At 63.2% G+C, this 13,685-nt stretch carries 12 protein-coding genes; 2 read left to right on the top strand and 10 right to left on the bottom strand.

Features of this window, described 5'->3' with window-relative positions; translation table 11 throughout:
• Window positions 1-99: 99 nt before the first annotated feature.
• Window positions 100-1,077, top strand: a complete 978-nt coding sequence (locus tag CXY70_RS11350) for an NADP-dependent oxidoreductase (RefSeq protein ID WP_233205896.1) — start codon at window positions 100-102, stop codon at window positions 1,075-1,077.
• Window positions 1,078-1,109: 32 nt separating this feature from the next.
• On the opposite strand, the gene CXY70_RS11345 is transcribed toward CXY70_RS11350, so the two are convergent.
• The 5 genes from CXY70_RS11345 to CXY70_RS11325 form a co-directional block, all read right to left on the bottom strand.
• On the bottom strand, window positions 1,110-1,766 hold the full coding sequence (locus CXY70_RS11345; RefSeq protein WP_104192483.1) for a signal peptidase I: 657 nt from the start codon (window positions 1,764-1,766) through the stop codon (window positions 1,110-1,112).
• Window positions 1,763-2,500, bottom strand: a complete 738-nt coding sequence (locus CXY70_RS11340) for an LPXTG cell wall anchor domain-containing protein (RefSeq protein ID WP_104192482.1) — start codon at window positions 2,498-2,500, stop codon at window positions 1,763-1,765. The genes CXY70_RS11345 and CXY70_RS11340 overlap by 4 nt, the downstream gene beginning before the upstream one ends.
• The gene (locus CXY70_RS11335; protein ID WP_146066120.1) at window positions 2,497-3,642 is read right to left on the bottom strand and encodes a fibronectin type III domain-containing protein; all 1,146 of its coding nucleotides are present in this window, start codon (window positions 3,640-3,642) and stop codon (window positions 2,497-2,499) included. Before CXY70_RS11335 ends, CXY70_RS11340 begins: the two co-directional genes overlap by 4 nt.
• A gap of 216 nt (window positions 3,643-3,858) precedes the next feature.
• Window positions 3,859-4,392 carry a hypothetical protein gene (locus CXY70_RS11330; protein ID WP_104192480.1) on the bottom strand — a complete coding sequence of 178 codons (534 nt, stop codon included), beginning with the start codon at window positions 4,390-4,392 and terminating at the stop codon, window positions 3,859-3,861.
• Window positions 4,393-4,486: 94 nt separating this feature from the next.
• Entirely contained in the window at window positions 4,487-5,083 is a 597-nt protein-coding gene (locus CXY70_RS11325; protein ID WP_104192479.1) for an alternate-type signal peptide domain-containing protein, read from the bottom strand.
• 475 nt (window positions 5,084-5,558) lie between these two features.
• Between CXY70_RS11325 and CXY70_RS11320 the strand changes: the two genes are divergently transcribed.
• On the top strand, window positions 5,559-6,995 hold the full coding sequence (locus CXY70_RS11320) for a deoxyribodipyrimidine photo-lyase (RefSeq protein WP_104192478.1): 1,437 nt from the start codon (window positions 5,559-5,561) through the stop codon (window positions 6,993-6,995).
• Window positions 6,996-7,019: 24 nt separating this feature from the next.
• On the opposite strand, the gene CXY70_RS11315 is transcribed toward CXY70_RS11320, so the two are convergent.
• The 5 genes from CXY70_RS11315 to CXY70_RS11295 are packed head-to-tail and all read right to left on the bottom strand — an operon-like array spanning window position 7,020 to window position 13,554.
• Complete coding sequence (locus CXY70_RS11315; RefSeq protein WP_104192477.1) at window positions 7,020-7,499, bottom strand: hypothetical protein; 480 nt, start codon at window positions 7,497-7,499, stop codon at window positions 7,020-7,022.
• Entirely contained in the window at window positions 7,496-8,665 is a 1,170-nt protein-coding gene (locus tag CXY70_RS11310) for a glycosyltransferase family 4 protein (RefSeq protein ID WP_104192476.1), read from the bottom strand. The genes CXY70_RS11315 and CXY70_RS11310 overlap by 4 nt, the downstream gene beginning before the upstream one ends.
• Window positions 8,662-11,499 carry a hypothetical protein gene (locus tag CXY70_RS11305; protein ID WP_146066119.1) on the bottom strand — a complete coding sequence of 946 codons (2,838 nt, stop codon included), beginning with the start codon at window positions 11,497-11,499 and terminating at the stop codon, window positions 8,662-8,664. Before CXY70_RS11305 ends, CXY70_RS11310 begins: the two co-directional genes overlap by 4 nt.
• Window positions 11,499-12,734: a hypothetical protein gene (locus tag CXY70_RS11300; RefSeq protein WP_104192474.1), complete on the bottom strand. Its 1,236-nt coding sequence runs from the start codon at window positions 12,732-12,734 to the stop codon at window positions 11,499-11,501. Before CXY70_RS11300 ends, CXY70_RS11305 begins: the two co-directional genes overlap by 1 nt.
• Window positions 12,735-12,738: 4 nt before the next feature.
• The gene (locus CXY70_RS11295) at window positions 12,739-13,554 is read right to left on the bottom strand and encodes a glycosyltransferase family 2 protein (protein WP_104192473.1); all 816 of its coding nucleotides are present in this window, start codon (window positions 13,552-13,554) and stop codon (window positions 12,739-12,741) included.
• Window positions 13,555-13,685 lie beyond the last annotated feature (131 nt).

Raw genomic sequence — 13,685 nt, 5'->3', positions numbered from 1 at the left:
CGGGCCCCGTCCCTGGGCACAGGTTATAAACTGGGCCCGCGTTCCGGGCCCGGGCCCCATCCGCAGCAAGTGGGCGGGGGATGCAGCAGAATGAGGAGCATGGCTCCTGAATTCGAACTGCCGCAGACCATGCGCGCCCTGGTCATCGACGAGACCGGCGCCCCAGAGGTGTTGCACCTGACCGATCGGATGCTGCCACGCCAGATTGTCGACGAGGTTCTGGTCAAGGTCATCGCGGCCGGCCTCAATCCGATCGACGCCAAGACCCGGTCGGGCAAGGGCGTCGCGGCCGCGATCGAGAGTTTCCCGGCTATTCTCGGCAATGACTTCAGCGGCGTGGTCGTGCGCGCTGCCTTCGAGGCTGCGCCACTCCAACCGGGCGATGCCGTCTACGGCATGGGCCGGGTGCCGCGCGTCGGCGGCAGCTTCGCCGAGTACGTCTCGGTGTCGAGCATGAGCGTCACCCGAAAGCCCGCCCGGCTCAGCCACGCCGAGGCGGCTGCAGTTCCCCTCGCAGCATTGACCGCGTGGGGAATGATCAAGTTGGCCGAGGCTGGCCCCGGGCAGCGCATGCTCGTGCACGCCGGCAGTGGCGGCGTCGGTCACTTCGCGGTGCAGTTCGCCCGCGTCCTGGGCGCGCACGTGACCGCAACCGGGTCAACCCGCAACCTCGACTTCCTGCGCGAACTCGGCGCCGACGAGGTCATCGACTACACCACCACGCGCTTCGAAGATATGGTCCACGACCTCGACTCGGTCATCGACCTCATCGGCAACGTGCACGACAACACCGGCACCCGTTCCCTCGCCGTGCTCCGCCCCGGCGGCCTGCTCGTGAACGCCCCAACCGGCAGTTGGCCGACCGTGGCAGCGGATGCCGCAGCAGCGGGCCGACGCGCGACCGGTTTCAAGGTGTCCCCCGACGCGCGAGCGCTCGACGAAATCTCGGCGCTGCTCGACGCGGGAACCGTGCGGGTGCACGTCGACTCGGTGTTCGAACTCGCCGACGGCGCCGCGGCCCATCGGCTGCTCGAGGAGGGTCACACCCGCGGCAAGATCGTGCTGCGCGTGTCCTAATAGTCCAGCGGTTGGCCGGCCATCACGAGCGCTCAGCCGCGCCCTACCCGCGTCGCATCCGCGGCACCCGGCTCGCCGGCATCCGCTGCCCGCGTGCGGGTTCGCCTGTGGTCAAGCACGCCTCCGGCGACCATGAATCCGGCATACCCGAAAACCGCGGTGGTAACCACCGGGATGATCCACGCCCGGCTTGCCCCGTTGACCACGTTGTTCACATAGCCGACATAGGGCACCGCATACCAGAGCCGGCCTTGAATCTGCTCGGCCAGCACCGGATCATCGTCGGGCGCGCTGTTGTTGTCACCCTGCACGATAAACGAACGCGATCCGTCTGAGCTCGACACAATCGAGATGATGCGGTGCGTGACGACCCTGGCGTCGCCCGATTCCATTTGATAGGTGACGACGTCGCCGAGGCGCAGTGCCTCGGCGGCGACCGGGCGCACGATGACGAGAGTGCCCGGCGGAAGCCCCGGCTCCATGGAGCTGGTCAGCACGGTAAGCGGGGTCGCACCGGTCGCCCTGGGGATCACCACAAGCACCACCCCGAGCCCGACAACGAGCAGGAGCAAGACCGCGCTGAGTGCGAACCCGAGGTAACTCCAGATGCTGCTCTCGAGGGGAGCACGCGAAGCGACCGCAGATTCCTGAGGTCGATTGACAGACGCGAGTGTCTGCTGCCCGGTCATTGCTCTCGCCGACGCCGCGTGACAAGAAGCCCGCCGATGCCGAGCATCAGCCCTGCGCCGACGAGCGCGGCGATGGGCAGGTCGACACCGGTGCGCGACAGGGCAGCCGGCCGAAGCGGAGCAGCCACCCCTGCCACTGCCGGGATCAATACGCCTTCGTCGTCGCACGCCGAAGGCCCAAACGGTCCGGCCTCTCCATCGCGCAGGGCGACCAGAATTCCCAGGTCGGTGCGTGCATTTTGGGCGGTCAGCCCGGTCACGTTCATCATTTCGATCGTGAGCACAACGCGCAGGGTCGCTCCCGCGGCGAGTGGCTGGGCTGGCGCGAGTACCGCGCAGTCCGCACCGCCCGCTAGCGGAACGGTCGTCACAATTTGGGACGTGCCCACTTGGACACCCAGGGTAAGGTACTCCGTCAGATCAGCGGATCCCCCGCCCGGCTCGCGCAGGCTCAGCCGCACGTTCGCAGGCCCATCGCTCGGGTTTTGAATCCACAGGGTCGACCGCATCGAACCATTCGGAATCAACGTGCCCAAGGAGTCGAACAGCCCGGCGGGCAGTTTGCTGGCAAAATAGATGCCGTCGCTACTGACCCGAACATCGGTTACTACCTCACGGCTGACCTCGTCATTCGGCGCTGCCAGCGCCGGCGATTCGGCCCCGGCACTCCCGAGCAGGAGCAGCACTGCCCCGCAGATCGCTGCCAGGCGGGCGCTGATCGGGAACGCGCTCACGGTGCCACCTCGACCAGGGTGAATTGCTGGTTTTTCGGGACGGGTGCCGTGCCGCAGGCCTGCATAGTGAGCGCGGCACCCGTGGCGCCCGATTGCATGCACTGTCTATTTTCCTGCACGCTGCGAATCTGGAACCCCCCGATCGAGTCGTCACCGCTGGTGAGAGAGAATCGTTGCTCCAATTTCTTTGGGCCGTCATCCTCCACGCTCAGTGTTACGTCGGAAGAGCCCTGCTTCTTGGCCCGGGAATCCCACACCCTCGCGGTCGTGTTCGCGGCGATTTTGTAGGTGCCGTCCGGCTCCGCAACGAATTGGAAGCTCGATGAAGGTGCCGTCGAGCACTGCGTCGTCGCCAGCACTCTGCCTTCCACTTGCGGAGCCGCTGCTTCGACACAGGATCCGTCGGCGGTGACGACGTGGAACCACACACCAGGGGCTGGCGACTGCTTATTCGTCGTCACGGCGAGCACGTTTGATGCTGCCAGAACGTTGTTGCTGCCGTCGACGGCACGGACCGTGTATTCATATTGAGTGCTAGCCACCCGGTCGGTGTCGGTAAAGGTGGTGGCGCTCTGTACCTCAGAGATCTTGTCGGTGCCGCGATACACCTGATAGCGCGTCACGGTTTTGTCGTCGGGAGCACTCCAGCTCATCGAGATGGCGCTGTGCGTCTTCTTGACGGCCACCAACGCCCGTGGCGCGGTGTTAGCCACTTTTTGCACGGTTGTTACGGTCGTCACCGGTGAGGTCCAGTTGCCGGCATGCGCCCGCAGATCCATTCGCGCCGTCATCGTGGTACCCGGCGTGTTCCCGGCGGCGGCACTAGTGATCGAGGTCTGCACGCAGTAACGCACCGTGGCCGCTGCTGCCAGGTCACCGCTGAGGGTGACTCCAGTCGCCCAGCTCCTGCTCGGCGTGCCGGTCGGGGGCGTCGTCGCGCAGACCCCGGGGGCGGCGATCAGCCAGGTGCGCACGGTGATGTCACCAGCAAACGCGGCGGGCGCCGAGGAAGCCGCGCCGAGCACCAGGTCGTAACGGGCGGGAACGGTCCCATTGGTCACCGTAACCAACTTCGTGGCGGTGAGCACTGTGGACGTGTAAGTCGTCGCGAGGTCCGCAAAGCCCGTCTGGCTGATAGTCACGGCGCCAGACCTCGCGGATGCGGTGGGGTTGACCGCCGAGGCGGTCCAGACAGCTTGGGCAACCCCGGAGCCCCCGAGGGTCAACAAGACAGCGCTCGCGATCGTTACCGCAGACCGGGCAGCAGGCCAGCGAGGCAGGAATTCAGGCCGGCGAACAGGCGGGCGCGGGGTTCTCAGCCGCAGGGCACGAGGGAAGTGACGGTGCCATTTCACGGGCTAGACCTGTCGTCCATCAATCAGGAGCCCAAAACTCGTCGCAGTCTGGGATTGGCTGACGCTCGGGGCATCCGCTGAAAGCAGCACCGAGACGCAGAGCATCGCTGTAGCTCCCGGGGCGAGGGTCGTATCAAGCTCGGCCACCGGCGCGGAAAGGAATGTGCCGGTAATAGTCGGTGTCAGGCTCGACGTGCACTCGCTCGCCGCCGAAACTGTTCGAACCCCAACAACCAGGCCATCGGACAATGCGGTCTGAGCGGTGGGTGGTGTCAGGCCAAAGAGCCGAAGCGCGAGCGACACCGTGCCGTCATTGCGCACTTCGACCGTGCCGACGTTTTTCGCTCCCGGATACAGCGGGGCGTCCGACAGCACGAGGGGCGACGTGATGCTGAGGGCTGCCGTTCCGGCCTGGATGGTGACCGCTTGGTTGGCCGAGACGCTCGAGTTAAGAAGGGTATAGGTTTCGCCAACAGCGGCCGTAGCCAGCAGGGTAGCACCCAGAATCGCCGCGCTCGCAAGTAGAAACGCTTTCAAAAGAACACCGGCTTTCGCGAATCGAGAGGATACTGCCTGCTGGCTGTTTCGGGGTGCCCGCCGTCGGGTGGCGGGCACCTCCGTACCGGGACGGCTAGCTCGCGGGCCGGGCTTTCTGATCGAGGGTGATGCTCAGTCCAGCGAGGTCAACCGCTCCGCCCATGGAGGCCTGCTCATCCGCAGAGCTTCTGTTCGCGCTGTCAGGCACGAAGCTTGGGAACGCAATCGTGACCGTGACATCGACGGTCTGAGTTCCGGCGGCGCCGGTGATCGTGTACGGTGCACCGCCGGGCGAGATTCCATTACCAGCAGCGGTCAGAACGGCGTTTGCTTTCAGGTAGCGCGCGAGTGCCTGGTCGGCCGAATCGGTGTCGTCAGCCGGTAAGATCGACGCCGCTGACATCGCCAAGGTAGCCGTGAGGTTGTTGCCAGCTGCCGCGATGTTCATCGTCTCCGTGTAGACGAGCACGTCGCTGGGAACGGCCCTGAAGGCCTTAAGGTCGATACTCTCAACGGCACCGTTTGCGTGCCAGCTTCCCTTCCCTGCAGACGCGATCTCGAGGGTACCGGCCGAAATCGTACCGCCGGAAACCCCTGCCGAGGAGTTCCACAACGCGAAAGTGGTGCCGCCGCCGAGCAGGAGGGTAAGACCGGCAGCGCCGGCAATCGCCCCTTTAGTGAGCTTGTTCATAAGTGAAACCTTCCGAATACTGGTCTGAAAACTTCGGGTGATCGCAGGCCAGAATTTGGCAGGCGTGGAGCAACGGTGAAAGAACCCGCCACGTGGCAGGCATGGGGTAAGCACGCCGGTATCGCGGCTGGCCGCCACGACTCTGGGTATCGAGCCATGAATTGCTCCAGCTCGACAGTGATTTTCTCGGCTGTAGTTCCATCCGCGATTCACACACTAGATGGGACAGACAGATAAGTCTGTCCCATCTAAACCCCCAGAATGGGAAATCAGTGTTTTGGGCAAATCCAGAGTTTTTGCGAAGTATTCAGAAGGTTTTGTAGTGCTTTACATTGTTTTTGCCTGGAAAAACCGATGTTTTGACCGTGTACCATCCTCGGTGAGCCGTACGAGATCAGCCGCAACAGAGCGTTCTACCTCCGAATTGGTCTACTCGCCGGGAGGGTCCACACTGGAGTTCTCACGAGGAGACGCCATGACTGCACCCCCCGCCAACACCCCCCACTCCAACGAGCACGCCGGCCCCGTCATCGTCTGGTTCCGCGACGATTTGCGGGTCGCTGACCACCCGGCACTGCATGCCGCCCTGGCCCGTCAACGACCAATCGTGGCCGTGTACGTGTTCGACGACGAATCTCCCGGCGTGCGTCCGCTCGGCGGTGCGGCACGCTGGTGGCTGCACCAAAGCCTGCGGTCTCTGGCTGCGACGCTCGAAAAGCTCGGTGGGCGACTCATCCTGCGCCGGGGCGCTGCGGCCGCAATCATGGCCCAGATCGTGGACGAGACAGATGCTGCGGCGGTCTTCTGGAATCGCCGCTATGGCGAGGCCGAACGCACAATCGACACCGCAATCAAGGCCGAGCTGCGCGGGCGCGGCGTAGACACCCACAGTTTCGCCGGTTCGCTCCTGTTCGAACCGTGGACGGTTCAGACCGGTCAGGGCGGCTCTTACTCGGTATTCACGCCGTTCTGGCGTTCCTGCACCGCAGGCCCGCCGCCGCGCGCGCCGTACCCGACGCCCACCAGCGTTGCCGGCTCGACGGGCGAAAACGCGACAGACAACCTCGCCTCCGACAACCTGAACGACTGGAGCCTCGAGCCGAGTGCGCCGGACTGGGCGGCTGGGCTGCGCGCCGCGTGGACGCCGGGCGAAGAATCCGCTCAACAAATGCTCGAGCACTTTCTCGCCGAGGCGCTTCCCCGCTACGCCGCCGAACGTGACGAACCGGCCCAGAACGCCACGTCGCGCCTGTCGCCCTACCTGCGCTGGGGCGAAATCAGCCCGCATCAGGTTTGGGCCGCCACGCAGCAGGCCCAGCGCGGGCTCTCCGGCCCGGCGCTGACGAGCGCGACCCGGTTTCTCACAGAGCTCGGCTGGCGCGAATTCGCCTACCACGTACTCTTTCACGCCCCCGAGCTCGCGACGACAAACCTGCGCCCCGCTTTCGATGCTTTCCCGTGGCCGCCGGTCGACCAACGTGCCTTCGCCGCTTGGAAACAGGGGCGCACCGGCTTCGCGCTCGTCGATGCGGGCATGCGTGAACTGTGGCGCACTGGGAGTATGCATAATCGGGTACGCATGGTCGCCGCATCATTCCTGATCAAGAATATGTTGGTCGACTGGCGCGAGGGAGAGCGCTGGTTCTGGGACACCCTGGTCGATGCCGACGCTGCGAGCAACCCCTTCGGTTGGCAGTGGGTCGCCGGTTCCGGAGCAGATGCCGCGCCGTACTTTCGCATTTTCAATCCCGAACTGCAAGCGGCCAAGTTCGACCCGCACCAGCAATACATCCGGGAATACGTGCCCGAGTACGGCACGGATGCCTATCCAGAACCTCTCGTGGACCTCGGCGAAACGCGCCGAGCGGCCCTCGCGGCCTACGACCGGGTAAAGAACGGCACGCCGCACTGATGCGGCAATGAGGCCGAGTCCGGCTCAGCCACCCGGGATTGTACTCCATCGGCAGTCGAAGCGATACTCACGGTTCGACGTCGTCACCAGCAACGCAGCCTTTCCGATCGGCTGGCTACTTGTGAATTCCAGGGTCAGAGCGGACAAGCCATCGGCGGATCGTGTAACGGAAATCTCTGCGGGGATATCGCCCTCGCTGACGGAGAGCTGGGCGGAAACGACAGACGCCCACGCCGCCTCGGCGTCCGCGCCCGCGCCTTGCAGGTGAACGACCGCACGCTGGCCCGAGTACGCACCGATATAGGCCACTACCGGGACTCCTTCGAACACGACGTCGCGCGGTTGACTGGTGAGTGCAACCACGGGGCTTGCCGCGACAGTCTGGTCGGGCGACCGTGGCGGCGCAGCCATGACGACAATGAGAATGAGGACCACGATGCCGCACCCCAGGAATGCCGCCGCGGCGTAGCGGAGACGTCGCCCTCGGCTACTGCTGGGCGTCATGACTTTGCCACCAAGCCACGCCGACTGCCCGTCGGCCGTGACTGCGCCTGAGCCCGTGCCACAAGCCGATCGAATCGCGGAGCAATCCCGGCCGTGGTGAGTGCACGTGCGTGCGCCAGTCCGGTTTGCCCGAGTCGGCGGCGCAGAGCGGGCTCCTGCAGGATGCGCTGAATATGATGGGTCAACGCTGCCAGATCGCCGAACGGATAACGCAACCCATTCAGGTCATGCTCCACTGCGGCGACGGGCACCCCGCTGCTGGCGACCACGGGCACTCCCTCGGCGTTGGCCTCAATAGAGACGATGCCGAAGCCTTCCAGGAGGGATGGAATCACCAGCAGGGCCGATTGGCGAATCAAAGCCTGTCGGTCATCATCCGTGAGATCGAAGCGAAAGTCCACGACCTCGTCAAGCCCTAGGGCCGTGCTGACTCCGAGCAGAGTGCTTTCGAAAGCGTCGGAACCGCGCCGCCCTGCGATCACGAGTCGAGCGGACGGAATGACGGCCAGAATTGCCGGCATCGTCCGGATGACGTGGTCGAAGTGTTTGTAGGAGCGCATGACCCCCAGGCAGAGAATCTGCGGGCCGGCCTCGACGGTCGTCGCCCTGATTTGAATGCCGGTCGCGAGGGTGGGCGGTATTACCGTGATTCGATCTCTGGGAATCCTGAGGTCCCGCGAGATTTCGTCGGCGCGTTCCCACGATGGAGCCCACAAGAACGCTCGACGGTAAAATCTCGCGACGAGCCGTTCTAGGAAGCTGAGGACAGCCGCTACGCCAGAGCCGTGCAGGGTCGCGAGCAGATCAGCCGAAACTTGGTGCCAAACAGCGATCACTCCCACTCGCGCGTACAGCGGTGACAGAAACGGTGTGCGGCCAGCTCCAATGGGATCTTCGTAGATGATGTCGATCTCGCTCTTGTGACGCCGATAGTGACGCGCTGCACGAATCGCTAGCAACGGCCCAGATCCCAGTCGGAGAATACTGACGCCTGACGCTGTCTGACGTTCACTGAGACCGTCACCGGATTGGCAGACGAATTCCACGTGCCAACCCGCAGCGGCCAAGTGGGTCGCCCACTGCCAGGCCTGAAGGTCACCGCCCGCAGCGCCCGGGTGAAGTGCATCGCGTCCGGCTAGAAAGAGTGCACGGGAGGGGGGAGTCATAATTTCACCAGATTCTCTTTAGTGTCTCGGGCTGGCAGGGGCAGCTGAACGGGTTCGCTCGGCAGAGGTGTGCGAAATCGCGGGTGGCGCCGAAGCCCTGCCGCTCGGCGTCCAGGGGCGCTCCCCGCAGCGTCTGGCACGGCCCGCCGTAACAGATTGACGAGAAGCATCAGGAAGACTGCAACGTTCCCCAGGCATCCAATCAGCACAACGGGTGCACTTTGGACTGCCGCACTGAAAAGCGTGCTTCCCCAGAACGTCGGATCATAGACCCCAACACCCCAGCCGGGGTGACTCGCCAGCCAATACGCGCCCATGCCATACATCGAAACGAACGTTGTCGCGCTGAGCGTCACGGTGACGAACAAGTAGGTGCGACGAGGGAGCGCCCGCACGAGCAAGAATGTCAGCGCGGTAGGCAGCAGCATGTGGTAAGTGGGTGCGCCGGTTTTCAGTTGAAGTAGGGCAAGCACCGCAAGAGTTCCGGCGAGGATGAACCGCCCGTCTTTCATCATGTCCGCGCCGCGGTGGAGTACGACGAGGGCGAGCACGACCACGAAGCCGAGAAAGACGACTGTGCCGACCTCGTAATAGGTGAATGTTCCGACCAGGGGTGTGGTCGCTGGAAAGAGAATACTTTCCGTGCCCCCCACCCCGGCGATGATCGCCGTAACCAGGGGCCAGGGGCCAAAAGCGCCCCACGACACAGGCAAAGTCCACGAATCGTTACCCGACCCTACATGCATAAATAGGGCATTCATCGTCACGTCGACGGGAAGGGTCGGGGAAATGAGGAGCGACAGCGGCAGGATGGCGAGGAAGACCGCCATGATCCCCACTGACAGGGACCGCACCGTCACCGCCCACGGGGTCGTCCGGAGCAAAACGAGCGCGATGATGGCGGCAACGATGAGATTTTGAGGGCGGGTCATCATGGAGCAGAACAGCAGCGACCAGGCCAGAGTCGGTAACTTGAGCTGAACGAAGAGGATGGCGGCGAGGATAAAAACCAGGCTCATACTCTGCGTTGTGCCCCACACCGAGTTAGCAAAAGCAAGAGCGGGAGCGATCAAAAAGATGCCGCCAATAACGAGGGACCGTCGACATCCCAACCCAATTGCCGAGACGATTCGAGCTATGAGCAGCGCATCGATGAGGCCAAAGACACCGTTTGCCATTCGCACCAGAAAATCGATCGTGATCGCATCGGGCTGACCTAACGCTGGCTGATGAATGCCGAAGGAGTAGACCATACCGAGAGCGCCAAAAATGTACGCCATCACCGGGCCGTACGGGAATCCCGCTTCCTGCAACGCAAGCCCCTGCCATTGGCCGGCTTCCGCGCTCGAAATATTGGGCAGAAAATAGAGCGAGTCCAATCCCGAGGTACCGGCAACGTAGGCCCAGACGCGTGCCCCGATAATGTCGGCATTCAGGCTTCCGGCATGCGCAAGCCAGAGGGACAGAATCGTGTAAATTGCAACACTACCGAGGACCAGTCCTGTGGTACGTGTCAGTCGGAGGGTGCGCGGACGGGTGACTCGCCGCCAGCCAGCACGGCCGCGGTCGGAACGCAGATACCTTACCGCCAGCAGACCGAGCAGCGCTGCCCCAACCGCCCCCAAGGTGATCAGGAGTGCGGTCAGGCGCGCATCGTGCACCTTGACGGCCATCCACCGTTGGTGCGGGACAACGAATTCGTAGTCGCCCAGGGCGATCTGGGAGACCCCCTCACCGGCGCTCGCGGATACGGTCAAGGCCATCCTGAGCGCTTTGAAAAGCTCCGGGAACTCTGCAGAATCCACGGTTCCCCGAAGTGCGCTCACCGGGTAGGCCCGCACCTCCAGTGGTGCGCTTCCCTCGCTGCGGCGCCATCCGCTCAACCCGGTGGCAAAATCGAAGTGGGAGAGCAGATTATCAGCAGGCTGCTCGACCGAGCGCAGCGAGACATTGGCAATGCTGACGCTGGCCGATCCCGCGACAGCAAGCTCGGGGCGCACCGAAACGGCGCCGGGCGGCGCGACTGCTTCCAACTGACGTCCAGACCACTGATCAGAAGCGACACCCGTCGCCGACCAATCACTGCTGACGACGATTCGGCTTCCACTCTGGTCAAGCCATTCCAAGCCCAGCCCCGCGAGCCCCTCAATAGCGGGAAGCACGTCGGCGGAGTACACATACTGCTGACCGGCTTGCACGCTGACGGGCTCTGTGGTGATGATATGAGATTCATAGTTGGCCGCGGATGTCGACAGCAGTACGGCGGCGACTCGTGTCGTTCCCGGCCGTGACGCGAGGGCGAGATCGACAATCTTCTTGTCGCGATTCAGGCGCACGGTCGCGTCGTAGACCTGTCCAACCTGATAGGTGCCGAGGACGGAACTCTGGGTCAAGAGACCGTCCGTGATCGTCTCAAGTGACACGGACCGTGTCGGTTCCGGACCAAGTGACAAACGCACAGCATCTCCCAGGAATGGTGACGAGATGGCCACGGTAATGGGCGACGTACCGGCATCTGCTCTGATCACCTTGACGGTAAAGGATGCCTGATAGGACAGCGGCGTTGTGGTCAAATGAAGGAGGGTGTCCGAGCCTTGGAGTGCAGTGAGCGTCGCCTTGGAAGGCGTGATCTCAACAGCACCTGGACCCCCGTCGCCGGCGGCCGAATCTGCGTACATCGTCACAGCATCGAAGCCGGACACTTCCAGGTCGTTGCGCGGAGCTGTCCACGTAGAGGCCGGTATTACGATAAGGGCCAGCATTGACGACGCGACAAGAGCGAGCACCCAGGAATGGATATTCCGCTGCGCGCGACGGCCTGTGCTTCTGAACATCAGTGGCACCTCTCGTGAGCCGCTCGCACGGGTACAACGATGTTGATCACGACTAAGAGCAGTGCAGCTCCACTTAGGCACAACATCAATTGGGCAAGCTCCGTGACGAAGGCGCAGAACCCCATCAAGAGTCCGATAAACGGAAGCAGCGCCCCGAAAAGGTAAGTTCGGTTTCCCCTGGCGAGTTGAAAATAGCAGCCGAGAGATCCAACGGCAAAGAGGTACGACGCCACGGCGTAAGCCGGAAGGAGCTTAGCCGCCGCAGTCGAAGGCAAGGCTGCCAGTGACACGATCGTCGCCGGCTGGAGGAGGATCAGACCGAGCGGCACAGCGAGGATGACTGACACGACCCCCGTGGCAACGAGCAGCGTTCGTGTGCCCCGCAGTGAGTCGCGCTCCGAGACGAAGAGCGGAAACAGGACGGTGTTCACGACGATCGCCAAGAATATGAGTACGCGCCCGACCAAAGCGACGACTGCGAAATCTCCAGCTGTCTCAGCATCGTGGACGGCCCGGATGATGATGAGATCCCCGACGCCCGGAAACCCGACAACAAGGCCCACGATCAACATCGGCAGAATACTCCCCAGCGCGACCGAGGGACGGGACGCCCCCTGCCCGGACTGCCGGGGGGACCCCAAACGCACGACGACTGCGACTAACACGATCGCCGGAACCATGGAAACGGCGGTCGCCCCCAGCACGAGATTGATGTCGCCTGTCCCGATGGTCAGGACCAGTGCCGCCATTCGAAGGGCAGCCTGGGCGAGATTGACCGCCCCCAACGCGACGAATCGCCCGCCGCCCTGAAGCACCCCCAGCAGCGCAGCCCACGCCAACGTTGCGACCGCGATGACCCCCACGATTGCGACGCTGAGGATCGATGCCCTCAACCAGTGCGCCACCAGGGGAGCAGAAAACGTCCAGCCGACAGCCAGAACCGCACACCACAGCACAATCCTTGAAACCAATGGTCGAAGATCGGCGGCTGCACTGTGCTGCTGGGAGGCAATGATGCCCGCCACGTACGTTTGCGCGGCCGTGAAAACGGCGCCGAGAAAAACGACCAAGCTAAAAAGCGATGAGAATAGGCCGAACTCCGACCGGCCCAAGAGATGCGCGGGCACGACCATGTAGATCAGCAGCACGACACTCGCTGCACCGCTCAGCGTCAGGTATGTTCCGTAGCGAATGGCGGTGCCCGCCGCTCGCTGCGTGGATTCGACGATACCCACGTGATCAATTCACGATCTCGGAAACATCGGCAATCTCTCGGATCGGGTACGGGGAGATGAGGCTCCGGGCGGGCAGCTCCCGGTGCGACATTCGCGCCGGACGGCAGGTTTTGCCGAGCGTGCGCATGCGGATCATGGTAATCAGGCCGATCATCTGCAGACCCAGAATCACGGCCTTTCGAGAATCTCCGGTAACAGATGAGACGCCAACGCGTGGCAGATAGTTCACTGGGACCTCGACGACGCGTGCGCCCGTCAGGAGGGTTCGCAGCATGAGCTCAGGGCCGAGTTGGCTGCCGCCGATCTCAAGCTTGTCGAGGATCTGGTCAATGACGTGGTGTCGCAGCAGCCGGTAGCTGCAACCAACGTCACTGAGGTATTCACTACCAAAGATCAATCTGACATAGCTGGCAACGGCCCAGTTTCCAATGCGCAGAAAGTGCCCCATGTTGGCGCCCTCCCAGATCAGTGTTTGATAGGTCCGCGTACCGAAGACCGCATCGCAGTCGCGGCTATACGAGAGGAGCTTAAAAATATCCCGACCGGAAAATGTTCCATCGGGCTCTGCAATGACGACCAAGTCGCCCACTGCTTCCTGAAGCCCTCGTCTAGTCGCATATCCGTAGCCCTGCCGCGGTTCCAACACTTCCCGCGCCTCGGTCATCGCGACCTGCTCCGACGTGCCCTCTTCGGCGTTGTTGTTCACCACGATCACTTCGTCGACAACACCGGTGTCGAAGAATTCCTGAATTACATCGCGGATGCTGTCCTTTTCTGCATAGGTCATGAGCACTACGGACACGGTTTCATTGAGCCACATGTGAATCCCTCGAACTGGGCGCGCTCGAGGGACCGTGAACACCGTTCGCGGGAGGTAGCACTCGAGGTAGCGAGATGGGGTTGCCAGGGCGAGCGCACAATCTCACGGATATCAAACCGGTGATGTGTGCG

This window comes from Cryobacterium sp. Y82 (assembly GCF_002929495.1).
Lineage (GTDB): Bacteria > Actinomycetota > Actinomycetes > Actinomycetales > Microbacteriaceae > Cryobacterium > Cryobacterium serini.
The sequence above is the reverse complement of the archived record's forward strand: the minus strand, read 5'-3'. Positions and strand labels throughout refer to the sequence as shown.